Annotated in this window: 24 protein-coding genes and 1 tRNA gene; 13 read left to right on the top strand and 12 right to left on the bottom strand. The window is 62.8% G+C overall.

Annotation, left to right across the window (positions count from 1 at the left end; translation table 11 throughout):
- Positions 1–17: 17 nt before the first annotated feature.
- The 4 genes from AC07NT_RS08350 to AC07NT_RS08335 form a co-directional block, all read right to left on the bottom strand.
- Positions 18–473, bottom strand: a complete 456-nt coding sequence (locus tag AC07NT_RS08350) for an RDD family protein (RefSeq protein WP_498598479.1) — start codon at positions 471–473, stop codon at positions 18–20.
- A gap of 95 nt (positions 474–568) precedes the next feature.
- Positions 569–1,309, bottom strand: coding sequence for a DUF3106 domain-containing protein (locus tag AC07NT_RS08345; protein WP_498596919.1), 741 nt, complete (start codon positions 1,307–1,309; stop codon positions 569–571).
- Positions 1,310–1,313: 4 nt separating this feature from the next.
- Positions 1,314–1,757, bottom strand: coding sequence for a DUF3619 family protein (locus tag AC07NT_RS08340; RefSeq protein ID WP_498596920.1), 444 nt, complete (start codon positions 1,755–1,757; stop codon positions 1,314–1,316).
- On the bottom strand, positions 1,754–2,320 hold the full coding sequence (locus AC07NT_RS08335) for an RNA polymerase sigma factor (protein ID WP_498596921.1): 567 nt from the start codon (positions 2,318–2,320) through the stop codon (positions 1,754–1,756). Before AC07NT_RS08335 ends, AC07NT_RS08340 begins: the two co-directional genes overlap by 4 nt.
- A 287-nt stretch (positions 2,321–2,607) precedes the next feature.
- Between AC07NT_RS08335 and AC07NT_RS08330 the strand changes: the two genes are divergently transcribed.
- The 6 genes from AC07NT_RS08330 (at position 2,608) to AC07NT_RS08305 (ending at position 9,943) form a co-directional block, all read left to right on the top strand.
- The gene (locus AC07NT_RS08330) at positions 2,608–4,386 is read left to right on the top strand and encodes an acetolactate synthase 3 catalytic subunit (RefSeq protein ID WP_498596922.1); all 1,779 of its coding nucleotides are present in this window, start codon (positions 2,608–2,610) and stop codon (positions 4,384–4,386) included.
- Between the two features lie 110 nt (positions 4,387–4,496).
- The gene (gene ilvN, locus AC07NT_RS08325; RefSeq protein ID WP_493037184.1) at positions 4,497–4,988 is read left to right on the top strand and encodes an acetolactate synthase small subunit; all 492 of its coding nucleotides are present in this window, start codon (positions 4,497–4,499) and stop codon (positions 4,986–4,988) included.
- Between the two features lie 28 nt (positions 4,989–5,016).
- Positions 5,017–6,033: a ketol-acid reductoisomerase gene (gene ilvC, locus AC07NT_RS08320; protein ID WP_498596923.1), complete on the top strand. Its 1,017-nt coding sequence runs from the start codon at positions 5,017–5,019 to the stop codon at positions 6,031–6,033.
- 141 nt (positions 6,034–6,174) lie between these two features.
- Positions 6,175–6,990, top strand: a complete 816-nt coding sequence (gene pssA, locus AC07NT_RS08315; RefSeq protein WP_498596924.1) for a CDP-diacylglycerol--serine O-phosphatidyltransferase — start codon at positions 6,175–6,177, stop codon at positions 6,988–6,990.
- Positions 6,991–7,201: 211 nt separating this feature from the next.
- Positions 7,202–8,740: a 2-isopropylmalate synthase gene (locus AC07NT_RS08310; protein ID WP_498596925.1), complete on the top strand. Its 1,539-nt coding sequence runs from the start codon at positions 7,202–7,204 to the stop codon at positions 8,738–8,740.
- 141 nt (positions 8,741–8,881) lie between these two features.
- Positions 8,882–9,943 carry a serine hydrolase gene (locus AC07NT_RS08305; RefSeq protein WP_498596926.1) on the top strand — a complete coding sequence of 354 codons (1,062 nt, stop codon included), beginning with the start codon at positions 8,882–8,884 and terminating at the stop codon, positions 9,941–9,943.
- 29 nt (positions 9,944–9,972) lie between these two features.
- Here AC07NT_RS08305 and AC07NT_RS08300 read toward each other — a convergent pair whose 3' ends face one another.
- Genes AC07NT_RS08300 through aat form a run of 3 tightly spaced genes read right to left on the bottom strand, consistent with a single transcriptional unit; the run spans position 9,973 to position 12,337 of the window.
- Positions 9,973–10,767, bottom strand: a complete 795-nt coding sequence (locus AC07NT_RS08300) for an IclR family transcriptional regulator (protein WP_498596927.1) — start codon at positions 10,765–10,767, stop codon at positions 9,973–9,975.
- 44 nt (positions 10,768–10,811) lie between these two features.
- Positions 10,812–11,576 carry an arginyltransferase gene (locus tag AC07NT_RS08295; protein ID WP_498596928.1) on the bottom strand — a complete coding sequence of 255 codons (765 nt, stop codon included), beginning with the start codon at positions 11,574–11,576 and terminating at the stop codon, positions 10,812–10,814.
- Positions 11,573–12,337 carry a leucyl/phenylalanyl-tRNA--protein transferase gene (gene aat / locus AC07NT_RS08290; protein WP_498596929.1) on the bottom strand — a complete coding sequence of 255 codons (765 nt, stop codon included), beginning with the start codon at positions 12,335–12,337 and terminating at the stop codon, positions 11,573–11,575. The genes AC07NT_RS08295 and aat overlap by 4 nt, the downstream gene beginning before the upstream one ends.
- A gap of 70 nt (positions 12,338–12,407) precedes the next feature.
- On the opposite strand from aat, the gene AC07NT_RS08285 reads away from it, so the two are divergent.
- Positions 12,408–12,484, top strand: a tRNA-Pro gene (locus tag AC07NT_RS08285).
- Between the two features lie 25 nt (positions 12,485–12,509).
- Positions 12,510–13,007 (top strand): thermonuclease family protein, encoded by a 498-nt coding sequence (locus tag AC07NT_RS08280; protein ID WP_498596930.1) that lies wholly within the window; start codon positions 12,510–12,512, stop codon positions 13,005–13,007.
- 49 nt (positions 13,008–13,056) lie between these two features.
- Here the strand turns inward: AC07NT_RS08280 and murI are convergent, their stop codons facing one another.
- Genes murI through AC07NT_RS08265 form a run of 3 tightly spaced genes read right to left on the bottom strand, consistent with a single transcriptional unit; the run spans position 13,057 to position 16,036 of the window.
- Positions 13,057–13,848, bottom strand: coding sequence for a glutamate racemase (gene murI, locus AC07NT_RS08275; RefSeq protein ID WP_498596931.1), 792 nt, complete (start codon positions 13,846–13,848; stop codon positions 13,057–13,059).
- Between the two features lie 5 nt (positions 13,849–13,853).
- Positions 13,854–15,407 carry a fumarate hydratase gene (locus AC07NT_RS08270; protein ID WP_498596932.1) on the bottom strand — a complete coding sequence of 518 codons (1,554 nt, stop codon included), beginning with the start codon at positions 15,405–15,407 and terminating at the stop codon, positions 13,854–13,856.
- 26 nt (positions 15,408–15,433) lie between these two features.
- The gene (locus tag AC07NT_RS08265) at positions 15,434–16,036 is read right to left on the bottom strand and encodes a TIGR00645 family protein (RefSeq protein ID WP_498596933.1); all 603 of its coding nucleotides are present in this window, start codon (positions 16,034–16,036) and stop codon (positions 15,434–15,436) included.
- A gap of 160 nt (positions 16,037–16,196) precedes the next feature.
- Between AC07NT_RS08265 and acs the strand changes: the two genes are divergently transcribed.
- Positions 16,197–18,191: an acetate--CoA ligase gene (acs, locus tag AC07NT_RS08260; RefSeq protein ID WP_498596934.1), complete on the top strand. Its 1,995-nt coding sequence runs from the start codon at positions 16,197–16,199 to the stop codon at positions 18,189–18,191.
- Between the two features lie 87 nt (positions 18,192–18,278).
- Here the strand turns inward: acs and AC07NT_RS08255 are convergent, their stop codons facing one another.
- A complete protein-coding gene (locus AC07NT_RS08255) occupies positions 18,279–18,584 on the bottom strand; it encodes a c-type cytochrome (protein WP_498596935.1) in 306 nt (101 codons plus the stop codon).
- Between the two features lie 104 nt (positions 18,585–18,688).
- On the opposite strand from AC07NT_RS08255, the gene AC07NT_RS08250 reads away from it, so the two are divergent.
- Positions 18,689–18,928, top strand: coding sequence for a TIGR04438 family Trp-rich protein (locus tag AC07NT_RS08250; RefSeq protein WP_498596936.1), 240 nt, complete (start codon positions 18,689–18,691; stop codon positions 18,926–18,928).
- Positions 18,929–18,999: 71 nt separating this feature from the next.
- Here AC07NT_RS08250 and ilvD read toward each other — a convergent pair whose 3' ends face one another.
- On the bottom strand, positions 19,000–20,694 hold the full coding sequence (ilvD, locus tag AC07NT_RS08245) for a dihydroxy-acid dehydratase (RefSeq protein ID WP_498596937.1): 1,695 nt from the start codon (positions 20,692–20,694) through the stop codon (positions 19,000–19,002).
- 93 nt (positions 20,695–20,787) lie between these two features.
- Here ilvD and lgt point away from each other — a divergent pair, with 93 nt between their 5' ends.
- The 3 genes from lgt to AC07NT_RS08230 all read left to right on the top strand — a co-directional run bounded on the left by lgt (position 20,788) and on the right by AC07NT_RS08230 (position 23,911).
- On the top strand, positions 20,788–21,600 hold the full coding sequence (gene lgt, locus AC07NT_RS08240; RefSeq protein ID WP_498596938.1) for a prolipoprotein diacylglyceryl transferase: 813 nt from the start codon (positions 20,788–20,790) through the stop codon (positions 21,598–21,600).
- 167 nt (positions 21,601–21,767) lie between these two features.
- Complete coding sequence (locus AC07NT_RS08235; RefSeq protein ID WP_498596939.1) at positions 21,768–22,433, top strand: GntR family transcriptional regulator; 666 nt, start codon at positions 21,768–21,770, stop codon at positions 22,431–22,433.
- On the top strand, positions 22,430–23,911 hold the full coding sequence (locus tag AC07NT_RS08230; protein WP_498596940.1) for a malonyl-CoA decarboxylase: 1,482 nt from the start codon (positions 22,430–22,432) through the stop codon (positions 23,909–23,911). The genes AC07NT_RS08235 and AC07NT_RS08230 overlap by 4 nt, the downstream gene beginning before the upstream one ends.
- Positions 23,912–23,932: the final 21 nt, after the last annotated feature.

The raw sequence follows: 23,932 nt of genomic DNA, 5'->3' as shown, positions 1-23,932 counted from the left end.
CCCAGCTTCGTGACGAATCAGGGTGTGACCGGCCGCACATCGACCAGACGCGTGCCGGCCAGAACGTCATGCCAGAACTGACCCTGGGGATGAAAACGGCTCAGCAGGGCCCAGATGGCAATCCACCCCAGCACGATCACGGTGGACTCGCCCGCTGCGAGGTGGAAGGGGGCGATTCCGGCCAATGGGGGCAGGAACCAGAGCCAGCTCAGCATATAGCGCAAAAGCGCACGCGGCTGGCTGATCGGGCGGCCCTGTCGGTCCAAGACACGGATATGCCAGGTTTTCATGGCCAGGGTCTGGCCCTTGGCCCAGAACCAAGTGAAGTAGATGCCCAATACAACGAACAGGAAAGCCTGCTGCAGGGCGCGATTGTCCAGCGCATGGCGGGTTTGCGACAGGGCGCTGAAGAGATAGCCGGCGATGAAAATGACACCGAAAAGCAGCATGCCCTCATACAGCCAGCAGGCCATGCGGCGCGCCAGCCCGGGAGCGGTCAGAACAGCAAAAGGTGCCAGCGGATCGACCCCTGGCACCTGAGGGGCGATATCTCGACGATCGGGGTGGCTCACTCGGCGGGCTCGTCCTCGTAGGGGGGGCGCTCGACCTCGTTGCGGGCTTCCACGCGCGGCAGCAGCGTGTGCTGTTGGACCGGGAGGCTGGCCTCGGCCAGATGGGGGCGGGGGCTGGCGGCCCGGCGGGGAATCTGGGTCAGTTTGGGGGCGGTCACGGGTTTGACGGTGGTGGTCACGCCGGCTGCCTGGGGGCGAGCCTGCTGGGCCAATTTGCGTTTTTCCTCGGGGCTCAAGGCCTGATAGGCCTCCCACTCACTGACTTTCTTCTCGGGGCTCAAACCCTTGATTTCCTTGAAATTCTGGCGGGCCTGGGTACGCTGCTGCTGGCTGAGGGTGGCCCATTCAATCATGCGCAGATGCAGTTTGACCTGCTCGTCGGAGCTCAGGGTCGGGTAGTTTTTGGACAGCGCCAGCCATTTCAGCTTGTGGCGCTCGGTCAGATGATCCCAATGCGGGGCCAGCGGCTGCAAGGCCTGGCGCTGGGCCGGGCTAAGGTCTTTCCAAGTCGGCTTGCTCTGGGTCGGGGCGGCAGCCACAACGGTGCCGGCACCAGCACTGCGGGCCGTACTGTCATGGCGCTGCAAGGAGCGCCCGGTCACGGTCTGGCCGGCTGTGCCCTCGGAAGGCGCTGCCTGAACCGGCAGGTACAGGACCAGCAGCAAGGACATCCAGCTGCCGAGGCGGGTAAAGCCGAGGCAGGGGAAGCTGTGCGTTGAGCGGGCCATCGGATGCATAGGTTCAGTTTTGCTGCAACTGGTCCAGCCGCGCCTTGAGGAACTGGGCGAAGCCAGGGTCGGCATAGGCATCGGGCGGCAGATCGTCGGTCAGGATGGCCGCATCAAGTTCGGCCAGATCTTCCGCAATCTGGTCGGTTCCCACCATCTGGATGGCCACCAGGCCGGCGATCAGGGCCAGCAGAGGGACGAGGGACACCAGCCGGGGCCAGAGCCCGCGGTCGTTCTCGCCGCCGCCCAGCGTGGCCACTCCGCCGTCCAGGGACAGGGTGACGGCCTCCCGGACAAGTACCGTACGGTACTTGTCCATGGCTTGCAGGCGCGCTACGCGCAGCCGCTCGCTGATGTCATGCGGCAGGGCCGAGGCAGACGCATCCAGGCGGGCCGCCAATTGGCGGCCATAACGGTCCTGGACGGACAGATAGTCGTCAGTGATCATCTGTTTCATAGTTGTATTCCCTTGGCCCTCAAGGCTTTGTTCAGAGCCTGAACCGCCCTGGAACAGTGTGTTTTCACACTGCCTTCGGAGCAGCCCATGGCCGCAGCGGTTTCCGCCACGTCCAATTCCTCCCAGTAACGCATCAGGAAGGCTTCCCGTTGACGGGCCGGCAATTCCTGGATCTCCAGCTCGATTTCACGCAAGATCTGGGCCCGCTGGGTCGAGGTCTCTGCGCTCTCGACCTGGGTAGCCTGATCCGAACTGTCGAGATTTTCCAACAGATTGAACTCGCCGTCATCCGACTCCGACTCAAAGTCGCTGAGGTTCGAGAACAGGGCATTACGCGTCTTTTGCCGGCGAAACCAGTCCAGGGTGGTGTTGGAGAGGATGCGCTGGAAGAGCATGGGCAGCTCGTCAGGCGGCTTGTGGCTGTAGTGCTCCACCAGCTTCATCATGCTGTCCTGCACGATGTCCAGCGCGGCCTCGTCGTTGCGCACATGGTAGACCGAGCGCTTGAAAGCGCGTTTTTCCACGCTTTTGAGGAATTCGGACAGTTCTTGTTCGGTGGCCAAGGGCTGGAACCAGGGGGCGCGAGGGTGTCTTTGAAGGGGCGGCGACCTCAAAAGGCCACTTTGGGGCTGGATTATGGCACCGAGACGCACATTTATGGGCCCGCGCCCGCGAATTTGAATGCTGCAGTGCGATAATGATGATTGCGAATCAAAAAGCAAACGGGTCACGGTCCGGCGCGGTTATCCAAGGCGCCCATGGCTTTGATCTCAAGTCTCGACGCGATGCCACAAGCATTTGCGAAGGGGCACCCTAGGTTTTTCGTTAGAGAAATTCACAAAGGTTCATCATGGAAATTTCCAAGGCTGAAATCACTTCCGCCGCTGCAGCCAGCGCTGCTGGTCAGGGAGAAGAGTTGCGTGGCGCCGAGATCCTCGTCAAGGCCCTGCAAGCTGAGGGCGTGAAGTACGTCTGGGGTTATCCCGGCGGCGCCGTCCTGCACATCTACGACGCTTTCTACAAGCAAGACACCATCCAACACATTCTGGTGCGTCACGAGCAGGCGGCTGTGCACGCCGCCGACGGCTATGCCCGCGCCACGGGTGACGTGGGCGTGTCATTGGTGACCTCGGGTCCCGGCGTGACCAATGCCATCACCGGCATCGCCACGGCCTACATGGACAGCATCCCGATGGTGATCATCACTGGCCAGGTACCAACGGCCGCCATCGGCCTGGATGCCTTCCAGGAGTGCGACACCGTGGGTATCACGCGCCCCATCGTCAAGCACAACTTCCTGGTCAAGGATGCCAAGGATCTGGCCGAGACCATGAAGAAGGCCTTCCACATCGCCCGCAGCGGCCGTCCCGGTCCGGTGGTGGTGGACATCCCCAAGGACGTGTCCTTCAAGAAGGTGCCATACAGCGGTTACCCTGAATCGGTGACCATGCGCTCCTACAACCCGGTGCGCAAGGGCCATGCGGGCCAGATCCGCAAGGCCTTGCAACTGCTGTTGGCCGCCAAGCGCCCCTATATCTATACCGGTGGGGGCGTGTTGCTGGGCAACGCCACCGCTGAGCTGCGCACCCTGGTGGACATGCTGGGCTACCCAGTAACCAACACCTTGATGGGCCTGGGCGCCTACCCGGCCACAGATCCCAAATTCCTGGGCATGCTGGGCATGCATGGAACGATCGAGGCCAACAACGCCATGCAGAACTGTGACGTGCTGCTGGCCGTGGGCGCGCGTTTCGACGACCGCGTGATCGGCAATCCGAAGCACTTCGCGCAGAACGAGCGCAAGATCATCCACATCGACATCGACCCGTCGAGCATCTCCAAACGCGTCAAGGTCGACATCCCGATCGTGGGCGACGTCAAGGATGTGCTGACCGAGATGATCGCCATGATCAAGGAAGGCCCGGCGCGGCCCGATGCGAATGCGCTGGGCTCCTGGTGGGAAGCCATCGATGGCTGGCGCAAGCGCGACTGCCTGAAGTACGACCGCGGCAACAAGGACGTGATCAAGCCGCAGCACGTGATCGAGACGCTCTGGAACATGACCAAGGACGTCGAGGCCTACATCACCTCCGACGTCGGTCAGCACCAGATGTGGGCCGCCCAGTACTACAAGTTCAACGAGCCGCGTCGCTGGATCAATTCCGGGGGGCTGGGCACTATGGGCGTGGGCATTCCTTATGCCATGGGCATCAAGCTGGCCAAGCCCGAGAGCGAGGTGTTCTGCGTGACGGGTGAGGGCTCGGTGCAGATGTGCATCCAGGAACTCTCGACCTGTCTGCAGTACAACACGCCGATCAAGATCCTGTCGCTGAACAACCGCTACCTGGGCATGGTGCGCCAGTGGCAGGAGATCGAATACTCTGGTCGCTACAGCCATAGCTACATGGACGCGCTGCCCAATTTCGTGAAGCTGGCCGAGGCCTATGGCCACGTTGGCATGCTCATCGAGAAGCCGGAAGACGTCGAGCCGGCGCTGCGCGAAGCGCGCAAGCTCAAGGACCGCACGGTCTTCATGGACTTCCGCACCGACCCCACCGAGAACGTTTTCCCGATGGTCAAGGCCGGCATGGGCATCACCGAGATGCTGCTGGGGGCCGAAGACCTGTAAGCCGGTGCGGCCGTTCAGGTCGCGCCACCTCAACTCAAGACGAATCTATTGTCCGCCAAGCCCGGTCGTTACCGCGACCGGGGGAGGGCGGCGAAAAGAGGAATCCATACATGAAACACATCATTGCCGTATTGCTGGAGAACGAACCTGGCGCGCTCTCCCGCGTGGTGGGCCTGTTCTCGGCCCGTGGTTACAACATCGAGTCCCTGACCGTCGCGCCGACGGAAGACCCGAGCCTCTCGCGCATGACCATCGAGACCACCGGGTCGGATGACGTGATCGAGCAGATCACCAAGCACCTGAACCGTCTCATCGAGGTGGTCAAGGTGGTCGACCTCACCGAGGGTGCCTACATCGAGCGCGAGCTCATGATGGTCAAGGTACGCGCGGTAGGCAAGGAGCGTGAGGAAATGAAGCGGATGGCGGACATCTTCCGCGGACGTATCATCGACGTCACCGACAAAAGCTACACCATCGAAATGACGGGTGACCAGTCCAAGAACGACGCCTTCCTCGAGGCGATCGATCGTGGCGCTATCCTCGAGACGGTGCGTACCGGCAGCAGCGGCATTGGCCGCGGCGAGCGCATTCTGCGCGTCTGAATATCAAGTTTTACCTAGGAGAAAAGAAGTGAAAGTTTTCTACGACAAGGACTGTGACCTGAGCCTGATCAAAGGCAAGACCGTGGCCATCATCGGTTACGGCAGCCAGGGCCATGCCCACGCCCAGAACCTGAACGACAGCGGCGTCAAGGTCGTGGTCGGGCTGCGCAAGGGCGGCGCCTCGTGGGACAAGGTCGGCAAGGCCGGCCTGACCGTGATGGAAGTGAACGACGCCGTCAAGGCCGCCGATGTGGTCATGATCCTGCTGCCCGACGAACAGATCGCCGAGGTGTACACCAACAACGTCGCGCCCAATATCAAGAAGGGCGCTTCGCTGGCCTTCGCCCACGGCTTCAACGTGCATTACAACCAGGTCGTGCCGCGCGCCGATCTGGACGTGTGGATGGTGGCGCCTAAGGCTCCCGGCCATACCGTGCGCAACACCTACACCCAAGGTGGCGGCGTGCCCCACCTGGTGGCGGTGCATCAGGACAAGAGCGGCAAGGCCCGTGACCTGGCTCTGTCCTACGCCATGGCCAATGGTGGCGGCAAGGCCGGCATCATCGAGACCAACTTCAAGGAAGAGACCGAGACTGACCTGTTCGGCGAGCAGGCCGTGCTGTGCGGTGGTGCCGTCGAGCTGATCAAGATGGGTTACGAGACCCTGGTCGAGGCCGGCTACGCCCCTGAGATGGCCTACTTCGAGTGCCTGCACGAGCTCAAGCTCATCGTGGACCTGATCTACGAGGGCGGCATTGCCAACATGAACTACTCGATCTCCAACAATGCGGAGTATGGCGAGTATGTGACCGGCCCCGAGGTGATCAACGAGCAGTCGCGCGTCGCCATGCGCAATGCGCTCAAGCGCATCCAGAACGGCGACTACGCCAAGATGTTCATCCTGGAAGGCCGTACCAACTACCCGAGCATGACGGCCCGCCGTCGCAATACGGCTGATCACAGCATCGAGAAGGTGGGCAGCCAGCTGCGCGCCATGATGCCCTGGATCGCCAAGAACAAGCTGGTCGACCAGACCCGCAACTGATCGGTCTTTACCGCTTGAAACAAGGCCACTTCGGTGGCCTTGTTTTTTTGTCTCACGCAGGCGTGGCCTGCTTTACACTTGCCGCCATGAATACTCAAGACCTTGACACATTGACCTGCCTTTGCGGGGCGGAGGTGCGACATGCATGATGGTGCAGAGGAGCGCATCGGCGCAGAGGAGGCTGTGGTGGTGCGCAAGCGCCGCAAGGGCATCTACATCCTGCCCAATCTGTTTACCCTGGGCGGCTTGTTTGGCGGCTTCTATGCCATCGTCATGGCCATGAACGGCCGCTTCGACCTGGCCGCCATCGGCGTCTTCTCGGCCATGGTGCTAGACAGCCTGGACGGCCGGGTGGCGCGCATGACCAATACGCAAAGCGCCTTTGGCGAGCAGATGGATTCGCTGTCGGACATGGTGTCTTTTGGCGCGGCACCGGCCCTGATCGCCTATGAGTGGGCGCTCAAGGGGCTGGGGCGCTGGGGCTGGATCGCTGCTTTTGTCTACTGTGCCTGTGCTGCATTGCGGCTGGCGCGCTTCAACGTCAATACAGGCGTGGTGGACAAGCGCTATTTCCAAGGCCTGCCTTCACCCGCCGCCGCCGCCCTGGTGACGGGATTCATCTGGATCATGACGGAACTGGATGTAGCAGGCCCGACGGTGGCATGGCCCATGTTCGTGCTGGCCCTGTACGCCGGCCTGACCATGGTCAGCAATGTGCCCTTCTACAGCTTCAAGGACGTGCACATGAAGAAGAGCGTGCCCTTTGTGGTGATCGTCCTGATTGCCCTGGGCATTGCGGTGATCAACATCCACCCGCCCGTGGTGCTGTTCGGCGTTTTCGTGGTCTACGGCCTGAGCGGATATGTTGTGTATGCCGTGCGCAGGGCCAAAGGCAAGCCGACCAGCGTCATCAGCACCTCGACCGACGAGCCCGAAGAGCGTGGGCTGCACCAGTAATTGGCACCATAGAATAGGGCTATGCACACGGCGTTTGATTGTGGTACATTGAAGCCATGAAGAAATTCTCGCTAGCACTACTGCTGCTACGCCATAACGGGCGGGATCAGTAGCGCGCGCGCATTCCCATCAAAGGCCCGTTTGCATCCGCAGCGGGCCTTTTGCTTTTACGGTTGTTGATTCTTGAATTGAAGACGAACAGGAGTTTGAGATGGCTGAGAAATTGATCATTTTCGATACGACTTTGCGCGACGGCGAGCAGTCGCCGGGTGCCTCCATGACCAAGGATGAGAAGCTGCGCATTGCACGCCAGCTGGAGCGCCTGAAGGTGGACGTGATCGAGGCTGGTTTCGCTGCCAGCTCCAATGGTGATTTCGAGGCGATCCAGAACATTGCCAACACCATCAAGGAGTCCACTGTCTGCTCGCTGTCGCGGGCCAACGATCGGGACATCTCGCGCGCGGCCGAAGCCCTCAAGGGCGCAAATCGGGCCCGTATCCACACCTTCATCGCCACCTCGCCGTTGCACATGGAGAAGAAGCTGCGCATGAGTCCGGAGCAGGTGCTGGAACAGGCCAAGCTGGCAGTCCGCTTTGCCCGCAACCAGGTGGCCGACGTGGAGTTCAGCGCCGAAGACGGCTACCGCAGCGAGATGGACTTCCTGTGCCGTGTGGTGGAGGCGGTCATCAAGGAGGGGGCCACCACCATCAATATCCCGGATACGGTGGGGTATGCAGTGCCTGAGCTTTATGGCAACTTCATCAAGACCTTGCGCGAACGTGTGCCGAATTCCGACAAGGCGATCTGGTCGGTGCACTGCCACAACGACCTGGGCATGGCGGTGGCCAACTCACTGGCCGGAGTGAAGATTGGGGGAGCGCGTCAGGTTGAGTGCACGATCAACGGCCTGGGAGAACGTGCAGGTAACTGCAGCCTGGAGGAGATCGTGATGGCCGTGAAGACGCGGCGGGATTATTTCAACCTGGAGGTCGGCATCGATACGTCGCAGATCGTGCCCGCCAGCCGCATGGTGAGTCAGACCACCGGTTTTGTAGTGCAGCCCAACAAGGCTGTTGTGGGTGCCAATGCCTTCGCCCATGCCTCCGGTATCCACCAGGACGGCGTGCTGAAGGCGCGCGACACTTACGAGATCATGCGGGCCGAGGACGTGGGCTGGAGCGCCAACAAGATCGTGCTGGGCAAGCTCAGTGGTCGCAATGCCTTCAAACAGCGTCTGCAAGATCTGGGTGTGAGCCTGGAGAGCGAAGGCGAGCTCAACACAGCCTTTGCACGTTTCAAGGAGCTCGCCGATCGCAAGAGCGAGATCTTTGACGAGGATATCCTGGCTCTGGTGAGCGACGAGAGCGTGACCAGCGAGAAGGAGCAGTACGGTTTCATCTCGCTTTCACAGCACAGCGAAACCGGCGAACGGCCCCATGCTGCCATCGTGATCACGGTGGAAGGCAAGGAGGTACACGGCGAGTCCGATGGCAACGGTCCGGTGGACGCGTCGCTCAAGGCGATCGAGTCGCACGTCAAGAGTGGCGCCGAGATGGTCCTGTACTCGGTCAATGCCATCAGCGGATCGACTGAGAGCCAGGGCGAAGTGACCGTGCGTCTGCAGAATAGCGGCCGCGTGGTCAACGGTGTCGGATCAGATCCCGATATCGTGGTCGCGTCTGCCAAGGCTTATCTCAGTGCGCTCAACAAGTTGCACAGCAAAGCTGATCGTGTGGCCGCTCAGGGCTAGGGTTATTACCTATATATGTAAGAGTTTGTTTAGAAAAACGACACAAGTGGTTGATTCAGTTTGATATTTTCGGTATAACCTTGCCTAGACAGATGCCATGTATCCGTGGCATCCATTTGTTTCTTGTGCAAGGTCGGACTGGTGAATCACTTCCAACGTTTTATCTGGGCTTTGACGGCCTTGCCGTTCCTGATGCTGGGTGCATCCGGCTTGGCCTTTGCCGCGTCTGCCGGCCAAGGCAAGGAAAGCCAGGCCGGGGCCAGGTCGCAGGTGGTCAAGGTCAGCTATCAGGCCAAGCGCAAAACCTACGCCAAGCGCCCGGCGGCCCGCATCGTGCGGCCGGCACGGCCTTCGGATGGCATGCGTGCCGGACTGCATGGCGCCACCGATCCTCTGTCCCTGCGTTCCAGCGTAGCCTACGTCATAGACCAGGAAACCCAGGAAGTGCTGCTCAGCAAGAACGAAGAAGCCGTGCTACCCATCGCTTCGCTGACCAAGCTCATGACGGGCCTGCTGATCAGCGAGGCCGAGCTTCCTTTGGAGGAGATGATCACCATCACTCAGGACGATGTGGACACTGAGAAGGGCAGCACCTCGCGCCTGCGCGTGGGTTCGACCCTGAGCCGCGGTGAATTGATGCATCTGGCATTGATGTCCAGCGAAAATCGCGCGGCTCACGCCTTGGGACGTACTTATCCGGGTGGCTTGCAGGTGTTCGTCGAAATGATGAATGCCAAAGCCCAACTGCTGGGCATGCAGGACACGCAGTATGTCGAGCCCACGGGCCTGTCCAGCAAGAACCGCTCCAGCGCGCGTGATCTGGCCGTGCTGGTCAACGTGGCTTCCGATGACAGCCTGTTGCGCGAATACTCCACCTCTCCCGCTTATCAGGTGGCGGTTGGCCGGCGCAAGCTCATGTTCAGCAACACCAATCGACTGGTGCGCAATCCCACTTGGGAAATCGGTCTGCAGAAGACGGGTTACATCTCCGAGGCTGGCCAATGCCTGGTCATGCAGGTCAAGGTGGCTGGGCGCAACCTCATCATGGTTTTCCTGGATTCCGCCGGCAAGCTCAGCCGGCTGGGCGATGCCGAGCGCGTGCGTCGCTGGGTTGAATCGATTCCCGCCAAGGTACCGGGACCGATGACCGAGAACCTGATCGGTCCCCAGACTCCGGTTTCGCTGATCAACGTCAATTCCTGACGCCGGCGGGCCCCCGTGCGGGGTCCGTTTCAGCGTTTGTCTGTGCTGCCGGCCTGGTAGCCGAGCATTCGGGAGATCTCGCTGGCCACGGTCTGCAGCTTGGGCAGCCATTCCTTGTCCAGACGTCCCGTAGGGGCCGAGATCGACAGACCGGCCACCAGCTTGCCCTGGTCGTCGTGAATCCCTGCAGCCATGCAGTGCACGCCCAGTTCGAGCTCTTCGTCGTCATGTGCAGTGCCGTACTGGCGTACCTTGGAGAGTTCGCGTTCGAGGACCGGCAACTGAGTGATGCTGTTCTTGGTGTGACCCGCCAGGCCGGTGCGCGTGGCATAGGCGCGCACGCGCTGCGGATCGTCGGCGGCGAGGAACAGCTTGCCCACCGAAGTGAGGTGAAGGGGGGCACGGCCGCCGATGGCACGCACCACCTGCATGCCTGAGCGCTCGCTGTAGGCGCGCTCGATGTAGACGATCTCGTCGCCCTGACGCATGCTCAGATTGACCGGCTGCTGGATCAGGCGGTGTAGTTCGCGCATGGGGGCAATGGCCGCATCGCGCACATTGAGGCGCGCCTTGACCAGATTTCCAAGCTCCAGCAGACGCATGCCTAGGCGGTAGGTACCGGGTTGCGGACGGTCGACGTAGCGGCCACTGGCGAGGTCGTTGAGGATGCGGTGGGCGGTCGAGGGGTGCAGGCCGGTTTTCTCGCTGATTTCCTTGAGCGAAATGGCCTCTTCGCGCGAGGCCAGGACGTCCATCAGCGTGAACATCCGTTCGATCACCTGCACGGTCGGCGTGACAACCGCATCCGGATCTTTTTTCTTCATCGGGCACTCTCCTGCAATGGTGCCGATTTTACCTCGTGAAATCGTTATCTGGCCAACGGCATGCTGCTGCCGGGTCCGGCAGCTCTCCATTGGCCTTGCAAGAGCAGCTCGTGCGGGCCGAACCGTGCCTTGTAGTTCATCTTCGGGCTGTCCTCGATCCAGTAGCCGAGGTAGACGTGGGGCAGGCCCAGCAGCCCTGCCTGCTCGATCTGCCAGAGGACGCTGTAGGTGCCATAGCTGGCATCGTGGCCAGGTTCATAGAAGGTGTAGACCGCAGAGATGCCATCGTCGAGCACATCGAGCACGGACACCATGCAGAGGGCGCCGGGGGAACCATCGGCCAGCGTTTCGCGGAATTCGACCAGACGCGAGTTGACACGGCTTTGCAGCAGGAACTGGGTGTACTGGTCGATGCTGTCCTGGTCCATGCCGCCGCCCGCGTGGCGCCCGTTCTGGTAGCGCAGGTAGAGTTGGTAGTGCTCGGGCACGAAGCACAGGCGCGAGACGCGGACCTGCAGGTTCCGGTGCTGTTTCCAGGCGCGGCGCTGGCTGCGCGTGGGCTGGAAGTCCGGTACGCGCACGCGCAGCGGGATGCAGGCCTGGCAGCCATCACAGTGCGGACGGTAGGTGAACATGCCGCTGCGGCGAAAACCCTGGGCGACGAGTCCGGAGTAGGTGGAGTTGTTGATGAGGTGGCTGGGCGTGGCCACTTGAGAACGCGCCAGACGGCCACCCAGATAACTGCACGGGTAGGGTGCCGTGGCATAGAACTGCAGGCTCTGAAGGGGCAGATCCTTGAGGTGCGTCACGTTGACTCCGCGGGGGCCATCATCAGTTCACGCCAGTATAGGGGTTGAAAGCGCCAAGGGGGGGGCGGCTGCAGCTGCGCCTGCGAGATATGGCGCAAGAAATCCACACGTGGCACCTCGTGGGCACCCAGCGAGGCCAGATGCGCGGTGTTCTGCTGGCAGTCGATCGCAGTGATGCCTTGATGGCGACAGAAGGCCACCAGGGCGGCCAGCGCGATCTTGGAGGCGTCGCTGGTCCGCGTGAACATGGATTCACCAAACACGGCCCGACCCAGCGCCACGCAATAGAGCCCGCCCATGAGCCGCCCATCGATCCAGGTTTCGACGCTGTGCGCGTAGCCGGCGTGGTGCAGTTCGCCGTAGGCCTGCACCATGGGCGGGACGATCCAGGTGCCGTCCTGCCCTGCGCGCGGGCTCCCGGCGCAGGCGGTGATCACCTCGTCGAAGGCAGAGTCGAAGCGGATTTCACAGCCGGGGGCTGTGCTGAATTTCTGCAGAGTCTTGCGCAGGGACCGGTGCAGGCGGAACTGCGCCACTTCCAACACCATGCGCGGATCCGGACTCCACCAGAGGATGGGCTGGCCAGTGCTGAACCAGGGGAAGATGCCCTGCCCATAGGAGCGCCGCAAGGTGGGCACATCCAAGGCTCCTCCTGCGGCCAGCAGACCGGGTGCTTCAGAGCCCGGGCCCCAGGCTTGGCTCAAGGGCGGGAAGTCGTCGCCGGCTTGCAACCAGGGAAGGGGAAAAGGGCGAGCGCGCATGGGGAAACTTTATCCCAAGGTGGCTCCTTGCGGGTTGCCAGAGTGCGTGCCGGTAGAATACGGACCTAGTCGGGGCGTAGCGCAGCCTGGTAGCGCATCTCGTTTGGGACGAGAGGGTCGTACGTTCGAATCGTATCGCCCCGACCATTTCTTCTTTTCTCTGCCGATCTGCATGAGATCCTTCCTCGCTTCCCTTACCTTGCCACTGGCGCTCCTGTCCTGCTTTCCGGCGGATGCCTGGACACTCACGGGCCGGGTTTCGTCCGTGGTTTCGGGCGACACCATCAAGGTCGTGGATGACAGGAAGGTGCAGCACACCGTGCGGCTGGCCGGCCTTGATGCGCCGGAGAAATTCCAGGCCTATGGGCAACGCTCTCTGGACTCCCTGCGTGACCTGGTCTTCCAGAAAGGTGTGGCGGTGGAGATTCCAGGTAACGACCGGAATGCACCGCGTCGCGGCAAGGTGCTCATGCAGGGACGGGACGTGAACTTGGAGCAGATCGCGCGCGGCATGGCCTGGCACGATCGCTCTCAGGCTGCCGGCCTGTCGGCCACCGATCGCGAGGCCTATGCTGCAGCCGAGGCCGAGGCCCGGCAGCAGCGTGTGGGGCTCTGGCGCGATGCCAGACCCATACCACCCTGGGAGTATCGCCAGGGACGCAGGAAGTAGGCTGCAGCCATCTTCCCTCTGGCCGTCGCAAGCCAGGCCTCGCCCGGCCTCAGTCGTTCAGTGTTTCGATGGCGAACTGTGGTTGCAGCCAGCGGTCGACCGCCGCCCGCAACTGCTCGGGATGCCCGGTGGTGCTCAGGTGCGGCAGCGGGTGTCCGGTGAGGGCGGGTTCGGGCAGCACGCGGCGGGTCTGTCGTGCCACAGGGGCGCCACTGTCGATCAGGGTCACCTGTGGACCCAGCATGTCCTGGAGCGCACCAGCGATCAGCGGATAGTGGGTGCAGCCCAGGACCACGGTGTCGATCTCATCCGCGCCCGCGCCAAAGCGTCCCATGGCTGCGATATAGCTCCGGCTCAGCGCCTGTGCACGTTCGAAGTCCTGGCGCTCGATGGCATCGGCCAGGCCGTCGCAGGGCTGCAACACGAAGTTGGCCTGATCTTGCAGTGTTTCCAGCAAGGCCTGGAATTTGGCACTTTGCAAGGTGCCACGCGTGGCCAGCACGCCCACACGACCCGTTCGGCTGGCCTGGGCCGCGGGCTTGAGCGCAGGCTCCACGCCGATGATCGGCAGTTCAGGATGCTGCTGACGCAATACGGCGATGGCAGCGGCGGTGGCCGTGTTGCAGGCCACGACCAGGGCCTGGATGCCGTGCGCCTGGATCAGGTGGCGGGTGATGGCCTGTGATCGTTCGATCACATGCTCGCTCTCGCGCTCGCCATAAGGCGCATGACCGCTGTCGGCCACATAGACGAAGGGCTGGTGCGGAAGCTCGGCGCGCAGCGCCTGCAGGACGCTCAAGCCCCCGATGCCGCTGTCGAAGACGCCGACCGGTCGTGCCACGCTGCTCAGGCGGTCGCCACCGAGATGCCCTTGAACTCGCCGCTGGCGATGCGCTTGCTCCACTCGGCCGGGCCAGTGACGTGTGCGCTGGTACCGCCGGCGTCCACCGCCACGGTGACGGGCATGTCCACCACGTCAAACTCGTAGATGGCTTCCATGCCCAGGTCTTCGAAGCCCACCACCTTGGCGGTCTTGATGGCCTTGCTGACCAGATAGGCGGCACCGCCCACGGCCATCAGGTAGGCGCTCTTGTACTTGCGGATGACTTCCACAGCTTCCGGACCGCGTTCGGCCTTGCCAATCATGGCGATCAGGCCGGTCTGGCCCAGCATGGTCTCGGTGAACTTGTCCATGCGCGTGGCCGTGGTCGGGCCCGCGGGGCCGACGGCTTCACCCTTGACCGGGTCGACCGGGCCCACGTAGTAGATGACACGATTCTTGAAGTCCACTGGCAGCTTCTCGCCCTTGGCCAGCATGTCCTGGATGCGCTTGTGCGCGGCATCGCGGCCGGTGAGCATCTTGCCGTTGAGCAGCAGGGTGTCGCCCGGCTTCCAGCTGGCGACTTCGGCCGGTGTCAGCGTGTCCAGGTTGACGCGCTTGCTCTTCTTCGTGTCGGGCGCCCAGTTGACGTTGGGCCAGAGGTCCAGGCTGGGCGGGTCCAGGTAGACCGGGCCCGAGCCGTCCATGACGAAATGTGCGTGACGGGTCGCGGCGCAGTTGGGGATCATGGCAACAGGCTTGCCGGCGGCGTGTGTTGGGTACATCTTGATCTTGATGTCCAGCACCGTGGTCAGGCCGCCCAGGCCCTGGGCACCGATGCCCAGCGCGTTGACCTTGTCGAACAGCTCCAGGCGCAATTCTTCGACCTGTGTGAGTTTTTCACCCTTGGCTGCCTTGGCCTGCAGCTCGTACATGTCCAGGTCGTCCATCAGGCTTTCCTTGGCCATGAGTACGGCTTTCTCGGCCGTGCCGCCGATACCGATGCCCAGCATGCCCGGCGGGCACCAGCCCGCGCCCATGGTGGGCACAGTCTTGAGCACCCAGTCGACGATGGAGTCACTGGGGTTGAGCATGACCATCTTGCTCTTGTTTTCGCTGCCACCGCCCTTGGCTGCCACGGTGACTTCCACCGTGTCGCCGGCCACGATCTCGGTAAAGATGACCGCGGGCGTGTTGTCCTTGGTGTTCTTGCGTGCGAAGTGCGGATCGGCCACGACCGAGGCGCGCAGCATATTGTCGGGATGGTTGTAGCCGCGGCGCACACCTTCGTTGACCGCGTCTTCCAGATTGCCGGTGAAGCCTTCCCAGCGCACGTTCATGCCCACCTTGAGGAAGACGTTCACGATGCCCGTGTCCTGGCAGATCGGGCGGTGGCCGGTGGCGCTCATCTTGCTGTTGGTCAGGATCTGGGCGATGGCGTCCTTGGCTGCCGGACTCTGCTCGCGCGCATAGGCGCGGGCCAGGTGGGCGATGTAGTCGGCCGGATGGTAGTAGCTGATGTACTGCAGTGCGGCGGCGACGGATTCGATCAGGTCGGCTTGCTTGATGCTGGTGGTCATGATGGTGCGTGATCTCGATGAGAGGTTCAATGATGTTCCGCGGAAGGGCCCGACATCAGCTTGTCGGTGTAGGCGATGGCGATCGCCGACAGCAGGAAAGTGATGTGGATCGCGGTCTGGGCGATCAGGACCCGGTCGGTGTAGTTGTCCGCGTTGATGAAGGTCTTGAGCAGATGGATGGAGCTGATACCGATGATGGCGGTGGCCAGCTTGACCTTGAGCACCGAGGCGTTGACATGGCTAAGCCATTCGGGCTGATCGCGGTGGCCTTCGAGGTCCATACGGCTCACGAAGGTTTCGTAGCCGCCCACGATGACCATGATCAGCAGGTTGGAGATCATGACCACGTCGATCAGGGCCAGCACCACCAGCATGATGACCGTCTCGTTCAGCGAGGTGATGGGCGCACCGGTCTTGTAGCCGATGCTGGTCACCAGGGCCTGCAAGGCGGCCTGGCTGCCGAAGGCCGCCTCCACCAGATGCAGCAACTCGAACAGGAAGTGATACACGTAAACACCCTGGGCGACGATCAGGCCCAGATACAGCGGCAGTTGCAGCCAGCGGCTCGAAAAGATAAGGGCGGGCAGGGGACGCAGCGGGGAGGCTTTGGACGGTTCGGGACTGGACATGTTCTGAAAATCCGGGTTTCTATCTAGACGGCGGATTTTAGGCCGCATTTCAATCCCGGCCGGGATTCGGTACATTGGTCGGCCTCCAGTCAGTCAGTGACTTGTAAGCGCCAGCCGCGACATTGCGGGGCGAAGCAAAAACCATCTGAGGAAACAAGCCATGAGTGCATCTTCTTCCGCCATCGAATCCGTCCTGGTCGAGAACCGTGTCTTTCCCCCGGCGGAATCGGTCGTCAAGGCAGCCCGTATCTCCGGCATGGCCCAGTACCAGGCCATGTGCGACACCTTCGAAAAGGATTTCGAAGGTACTTGGGCCAGACTGGCACGCGAGAACCTGGTCTGGACCAAACCCTTCACCCGCACTCTGGACGCCTCCAAAAAGCCCTTCTACAAGTGGTTTGACGATGGGGAGCTCAACGCCTCGGCCAACTGCCTGGACAAGCACATGGGCACGTCGACCGAGAACAAGACGGCCATTATTTTTGAGGCCGACGACGGTGTTGTGACCAAGGTGACGTACAAGGAGCTGCTGGCCAAGGTCAGCCAGTTCGCCAATGCGCTCAAGGCGCAGGGCATCAAGAAGGGCGACCGCGTCCTCATCTATATGCCCATGACCATCGAGGGTGTGGTGGCCATGCAGGCCTGCGCGCGCATCGGTGCCACGCACTCCGTGGTGTTCGGCGGTTTCTCGGCCAAGTCGTTGCAGGAGCGCATCATCGATGCTGGCGCCGTCGCTGTGATCACCGCCAACTACCAGATGCGCGGCGGCAAGGAACTGCCGCTCAAGGCCATTGTGGACGAAGGTCTGGCGATGGGCGGCTGCGACAGCATCAAGTCCGTGCTGGTCTATCAGCGCACTAACACCGCCTGCGCCATGGTGGCCGGCCGCGACAAGACCTTCGCCGAGGTGCTGGCCGGACAGAGCAGCACCTGTGCGCCGACGGCCGTGGGGGCCGAGCACCCGCTCTTCATCCTCTACACCTCGGGTTCCACGGGCAAGCCCAAGGGCGTGCAGCATTCCACCGGGGGGTATGTGCTTTGGGCCAAGCTGACCATGGACTGGACTTTCGATATCCAGCCCAGCGACATCTTCTGGTGCACGGCCGACATCGGCTGGATCACGGGCCACACCTATGTTGCCTACGGCCCCCTGGCCGCTGGCGCCACGCAGATCGTCTTCGAGGGCGTACCGACCTACCCGAACGCCGGCCGTTTCTGGCAGATGATCGAGAAGCACAAGTGCACGATCTTCTACACCGCACCCACGGCCATTCGCTCGCTGATCAAGGCGGCCGAGGGCGACGAGAAAGTGCACCCGGCCCGCTCCAACCTGCGCAGCCTGCGCCTGCTGGGCTCGGTGGGTGAGCCCATCAACCCGGAAGCCTGGATGTGGTACCACAAGCACGTGGGCGGCGAGCGTTGCCCGATCGTGGACACCTTCTGGCAGACTGAGACTGGCGGCCATATGATCACCCCGCTGCCGGGTGCCACACCGCTGGTGCCGGGTTCCTGCACCCTGCCGCTGCCGGGCATCTCGGCCGCCATTGTCGATGAGGCCGGCCACGACGTGCCCAACGGTTCGGGCGGCATCCTGGTCGTGAAAAAGCCCTGGCCTTCGATGATCCGCACTATCTGGGGCGACCCCGAGCGTTTCAAGAAGAGCTACTTCCCCGAGGAGCTCAAGGGCTACTACCTCGCCGGCGACGGCGCGGTGCGCAGTGCCGATCGCGGCTACTTCCGCATCACGGGCCGCATCGACGATGTGCTCAACGTTTCGGGCCACCGCATGGGCACGATGGAAATCGAATCGGCCCTGGTGTCCAAGACCGACTTGGTGGCCGAGGCCGCTGTGGTGGGCCGCCCCGATGACCTGACCGGCGAAGCAATCTGTGCGTTTGTCGTACTCAAGCGTTCTCGTCCGACCGGCGATGAAGCCAAGGCCATTGCCAAGGAGCTGCGAGACTGGGTGGCCAAGGAGATCGGCCCGATTGCGAAACCGAAGGACATCCGTTTCGGTGACAACCTGCCCAAGACGCGTAGCGGCAAGATCATGCGCCGCCTGCTGCGCTCCATCGCCAAGGGCGAGGCCATCACCTCGGACACCTCGACGCTGGAAAACCCCGCAATTCTCGATCAGTTGTCGCAGAACAACTGATCCAGACAGCGCCAGGCCCTCGCAAGAGGTTCTGGCGTGAACAAAAAAGCCCGCTTGCGCGGGCTTTTTTATTGCAGAAGCAGCAGATTACTTCTGGGACAGCACCCAGGCGACCAGCTTCTTGGCTTCAGCTTCGTTGACTTGCGGGTTGGCCGGCATGGGCACGGGACCCCAGGTGCCCGAACCGCCCTTGATGACCTTGGCGGCCAGCTTGTCGGCGGCGGTCTTGTCGCCGGCGTATTTCTTGGCGACGTCCTTGAAGGCCGGGCCGACCAGCTTCTTGTCGACGGCGTGGCAGGCCATGCAGTTCTTGGCGGTGGCCAGGGCCTGATCGGCCAGGGCGGGGGCGCTGAGGGAGGCGGTGGCAAGCAGGGCAAACAGGGCGCGTTTCATTGATTTCCTCTGGGCTGGGTTGAGTAGATAATCAGTCAACGCAATTGTAAAGGCTGTGGTTGACCCCGTGCGGGAACCCAGCAACTTCACCGAGGGCTGTACCTATGTATTTTCTGGGACTGGGCATCATTCTTCTGTTGATGAAATACCTCGACATGGACCCCGTCGTCAACTGGAGCTGGTTCATCGTGCTCGCGCCTTTTGGCCTGGCGGTGGCTTGGTGGTCCTGGGCCGATGCCAGCGGGTATACGCGGCGCAAGGCCATGGAGCGCGAGGACAAGCGGCGTCAGGACCGCATCGACAAGCAGCGCAACGCATTGGGCACCCAGAAGCGTCGCCGTTGATCGGCGCTAGGGCCCACTGAAACAAAAACGCCCCGGCTCGCCGGGGCGTTTGCTTTGCGCAGGGTAGGGGCTCAGTAGTTGTCGAGCACCGCGCCCTTGCTGGCCGAGCAGGCGTTGAAGGCGAATTTGGCTTGCACCCCGCGGGTGTAGCGGGGCTTGGGCGGCATCCAGCCCTGCTTGCGCTTGGCCAGTTCGGCTTCGGATACGTTGAGTTCGAGCTTGAGCTGGTGCGCGTCAATGGTGATGCTGTCACCCTCGTTGACGAAGGCGATGGTGCCGCCTGCGGCGGCCTCGGGTGCCACGTGGCCCACCACCATGCCCCAGGTGCCGCCCGAGAAGCGACCGTCGGTGATCAGCCCCACGCTCTCGCCCAGGCCGGCGCCGATCAGCGCGCCCGTGGGGGCCAGCATCTCGGGCATGCCGGGGCCGCCCTTGGGGCCCAGGTAGCGCAGCACCATGACGTCGCCAGCCTTGATCTTGCCGTCCAGGATGGCCTTGAGGGCGGACTGCTCGTCGTCGAACACGCGGGCCGGGCCGGTGATGACAGGGTTCTTCAGACCGGTGATCTTGGCGACCGCACCCTCGGGCGAGAGGTTGCCCTTGAGGATGGCCAGGTGGCCTTCTTCGTACATGGGCTTGTTGATCGGGCGGATCACGTCCTGGTCGGCGCGCGGCTGGTCCGGCACGTCCTTCAGCACTTCGGCAATGGTCTGGCCGCTGATGGTGATGCAGTCGCCGTGCAGCAGGCCGGCGTTCAGCAGGACCTTCATGACCTGGGGAATGCCGCCGGCTTTGTGCAGGTCCACCGCCAGGTACTTGCCGCTGGGCTTGAGGTCGCACAGCACAGGCGTCTTCTTGCGCACACGCTCGAAGTCGTCGATGGTCCACTCCACATCCGCCGCATGGGCGATGGCCAGGAAGTGCAGCACGGCGTTGGTCGAACCGCCCGTGGCCATGATGACGGCCACGGCGTTCTCGATGCTCTTGCGCGTCACGATGTCGCGCGGCTTGAGGTCTTTCTTGATGGCCTCGATCAGCACCTTGGCCGACTCCTTGGCCGAGTTCTGCTTCTCGTCGTGCGGGTTGGCCATGGTGGAGGAGTAGGGCAGGGACATGCCCAGGGCCTCGAAGGCGCTGGACATGGTATTGGCCGTGTACATGCCGCCGCAGGAGCCGGTGCCGGGAATGGCGCGCATCTCGATCTCGCGCAGGTCGGCGTCGCTCATGTTGCCGGCGGCGTTCTGGCCCACGGCCTCGAAGACGCTGACGATGTTCAGGTCCTGGCCCTTGTAATGGCCCGGCAGGATGGTGCCGCCGTAGACGTAGATGGCCGGCACGTTGGCGCGCAGCATGCCCATCATGCCACCGGGCATGTTCTTGTCGCAGCCGCCAACCACCAGCACGCCGTCCATCCACTGGCCCTGCACGCAGGTCTCGATGCAGTCGGAGATGACTTCACGCGAAACCAGGGAGTACTTCATGCCCTCGGTGCCCATGGCCATGCCGTCGCTGATGGTGGGGGTGCCGAAGACCTGGGCGTTGCCGCCGGCTTCCTCGATGCCGGCGATCGCGGCGTCGGCCAGCTTCTGCAGGCCGGAGTTGCAGGGCGTGATGGTGCTGTGGCCGTTGGCCACGCCGACCATGGGTTTCTTGAAATCGCTTTCCTCATAGCCCATGGCGTAGTACATGGAGCGGTTGGGTGCGCGGGACTTGCCCTCGGTAATGTTGGCCGAGCGGCGATTGATCTGGATGACTTTGGTAACCATGGTTCGTGTGCGGTAAAAGAGCCGAAAAATCAGTGCAGACCGTGAGTGTAAGCCGTGGCAGGGTGGGGTGGAGGCTGCGGCACAATGGCGCCCATGCTGATACACCCCGCGATCGATCCGGTGGCCCTGCGCCTGGGGCCTTTGGCCATCCACTGGTATGGCATCACCTACCTGGTGGCCTTTGCCCTCTTCATGTTCCTGGGTCTGCGCCGGCTGCGGCACGAGCCCTATGCCTCGATCCGGGGGGATGCGGCCTGGAGCCGGCGCGATGTCGAGGATGTGCTGTTCTACGGTGTGATCGGCGTGGTCATCGGCGGGCGCTTGGGTTACTGCCTGTTCTACAAACCGGCCTACTACCTGAGCCACCCGCTGGAGGTCTTTGCGCTCTGGCAGGGGGGCATGAGTTTTCACGGTGGCATGCTGGGGGTGGTGGTGGCCATGCTCTGGTTTGCCCGCGTGCGCAAGAAGCACTGGCTGCAGGTGGCCGACTTCGTGGCGCCCTGTGTGCCCACAGGTCTGGCGGCCGGCCGTATCGGCAATTTCATCAATGGTGAACTCTGGGGGCGGGTAGCCGATCCCTCCTTGCCCTGGGCCATGGTGTTCCGTGGGGCCGGCGATGCGCCTCGCCATCCCTCTCAGCTTTACCAGTTCCTGCTGGAGGGGCTGCTGCTGTTCGTGCTGCTGTGGTTGTATGCCCGCAAGCCGCGCCGCACGGGCCAGGTGGCTTCGGCCTTCCTGGTGGGCTACGGCCTGTTGCGTTTCATCGCCGAGTATTTCCGTGAGCCGGACGACTATCTGGGCCTGCTGGCCCTGAACCTCAGCATGGGGCAGTGGCTGTGCCTGCCCATGATTCTGCTGGGGGCTGGGCTTTGGTGGTGGCTTGGTCGCCAGCCTCTGCGCCCTTGAGTCGGCCCAGCAGCACTCCTGCGTGCCACACTGATCTGTTGCGGCCATGACACTCAGGGTTATCCCCTGGTTTGTAATTACACATAATTATGTAAAATTACAGCCATGGATCCGCCGTCTTCTTGAGTGAGGTGGCGGGTTGTTCGCCCCTAACCGATGGTCTGCCCATGCGTGTCGTCCACAACTCGCTGCACGAACAGGTCGCTGACAAGCTGCGACAGCAGATCTTTGGCGGGCTGCTGGCGCCGGGCAGCTTCGTGGACGAGGTCGCGCTGTGCGAACGCCTGGAGATTTCACGCACGCCCCTGCGCGAGGCGCTCAAGGTGCTGACGGCGGAAGGCCTGGTGCGGCACGAACCCCGACGCGGCTGTTTCGTCAACGAGGTGACCGAGCAGGACCTGGACGAAATCTTCCCCGTCATCGCCCTGCTGGAAGGGCGTTGCGCGCACGAGGCAGCCCTGCATGCCAGCGATGCGGATCTGGTCGCGCTGGAGGCCCTGCACGATAAGCTGCAGAAGGCGGCGCGCAACAAACGCATCGTCGACTACTACGAAACCAATTACGCCATCCACGAGGCCATCATCACGCTGGCCAACAACCGCTGGCTGGCCCAGGTCATTGGTGACCTGCGCAAGATTCTCAAGCTGGCCCGCCTGCAGCAATTGCATGCGCCGGGCCGGCTGGAGCAGAGCTTGAGCGAACACATGGCCGTCTATGCCGCGCTTAAGGCGCGCGACGGCGAGGGGGCAGAGGCAGCCATGCGCACCCACCTGACGCGCCAGCGCGAAGCGCTGCGCGAACTGAGTCGTCAACAAAACCGGAGGCTGGCATGAACGCAACAAGCTGGATCAGCCGCAGTGTCTCGCGTCTCTTCCCCATGGACCGCCGGGGCCTGCTCGCCGCCGGTACGGCTGGCACCGCGACAGACGATCGCCGGTCCGGTGGCGGGATGACGACGGGGCAGGCGGCGGAGCGGCCTACCCGCGAGCGCCTGGCCGCCAGCCGGCGCCACAAGGAAGAGGCGATGTCGCCGCGCATGCTGCGGCTCGTGCTCGACGAACTCAAGACAACCATCGACCCGCGCATCAGCGAGGTTGAAGGCGGGCGGCGTGCCCAGGTGCTGATCCAGCGCTACGCAGGCGCCACCGTGGCCCGGCGGCGGGACATGTGGCTCCTGATGAGCGAGATGTTCACCGCCGACGCCGAGAAGGTCAAGAGCGCGCAGGCCAAGTTCGCCGCCGCCGTGGGTACACCCGACGAGGCTGCGGCCGAGGTGCAGTACCGCCGGGCCACGGTGTCGCCGCGCCGGCGCCTGCTGCAGCGCTTCAGCGTGCTGCCCGAGGGCATCCGTTTCCTGGTGGATGTGCGTGCCGAGATGCAGCCGTACCTCAAGAAGGATAAGCGCTTGCAAGCCCTGGACGTGGAGATGGAGTACATGTTCTCCACCTGGTTCGATGTCGGTTTCCTGGAGCTGCAGCGCATCAGCTGGGATTCGCCGGCTTCCCTGGTCGAGAAACTGATCAAGTACGAGGCCGTGCACGACATCCGCAGCTGGGCCGATGTCAAGAACCGGCTCGATTCCGATCGCCGCTGCTACGGCTTTTTCCATCCGCGTCTGCCTGCGGAGCCGCTCATCTTCGTGGAAGTGGCCTTGATCGACCACATGGCCGAGAGCATCACGCCACTGCTGGATGAGCAGGCCGCAGCGTCCGATCTGGGCAAGGCCACGACGGCCATCTTCTACTCCATCAGCAACACGCAAAGCGGTCTGCGCGGCGTGAGCTTCGGGGATTCGCTGATCAAGCGGGTGGTGGAGACACTGAGCGCCGAGTTTCCCCGGCTGCGGCATTTCGCCACCCTGTCACCGATACCCGGCCTGCGTTCTTGGCTGACGCAGCATGCGGCACGCATGCTGGAGTTGACCCCGGAAAAAGAACGGGCCGAACTGGGACGGGTCGTGGGCTTCGAGCCACCGGCCGCCGCGCACCTGTTGCAGGCGCTGGACAAGGCGGACACCCTGGATGCGAAGTCGCCCTTGCGGCGCTGGCTGCTGCATTGCGCTGCCCATTACCTGGGGCGCGAGATGGTGGAGGGCAAGCCCGCGGATCCCGTGGCGCGTTTTCACCTGGGCAATGGCGCCCGCGTCGAGCGGCTGAACTGGATGGGCGATCCCTCGCCCAAGGGACTCAAGCAGTCCTATGGCCTGATGGTCAACTACCTCTACGACCTCAAGCGTCTGGACCGTCAGCGGGACCAGCTGGCTGAGGGCAGAATAGCGGTGGCGCCATCCATAGAAGACCTGCAGTTCTGAAGGCACGGTCGTTGATTCATC

This window comes from Hylemonella sp. GW821-FHT10B10 (genome assembly GCF_059415585.1).
This window is presented reverse-complemented; position numbering and strand designations above follow the sequence as displayed.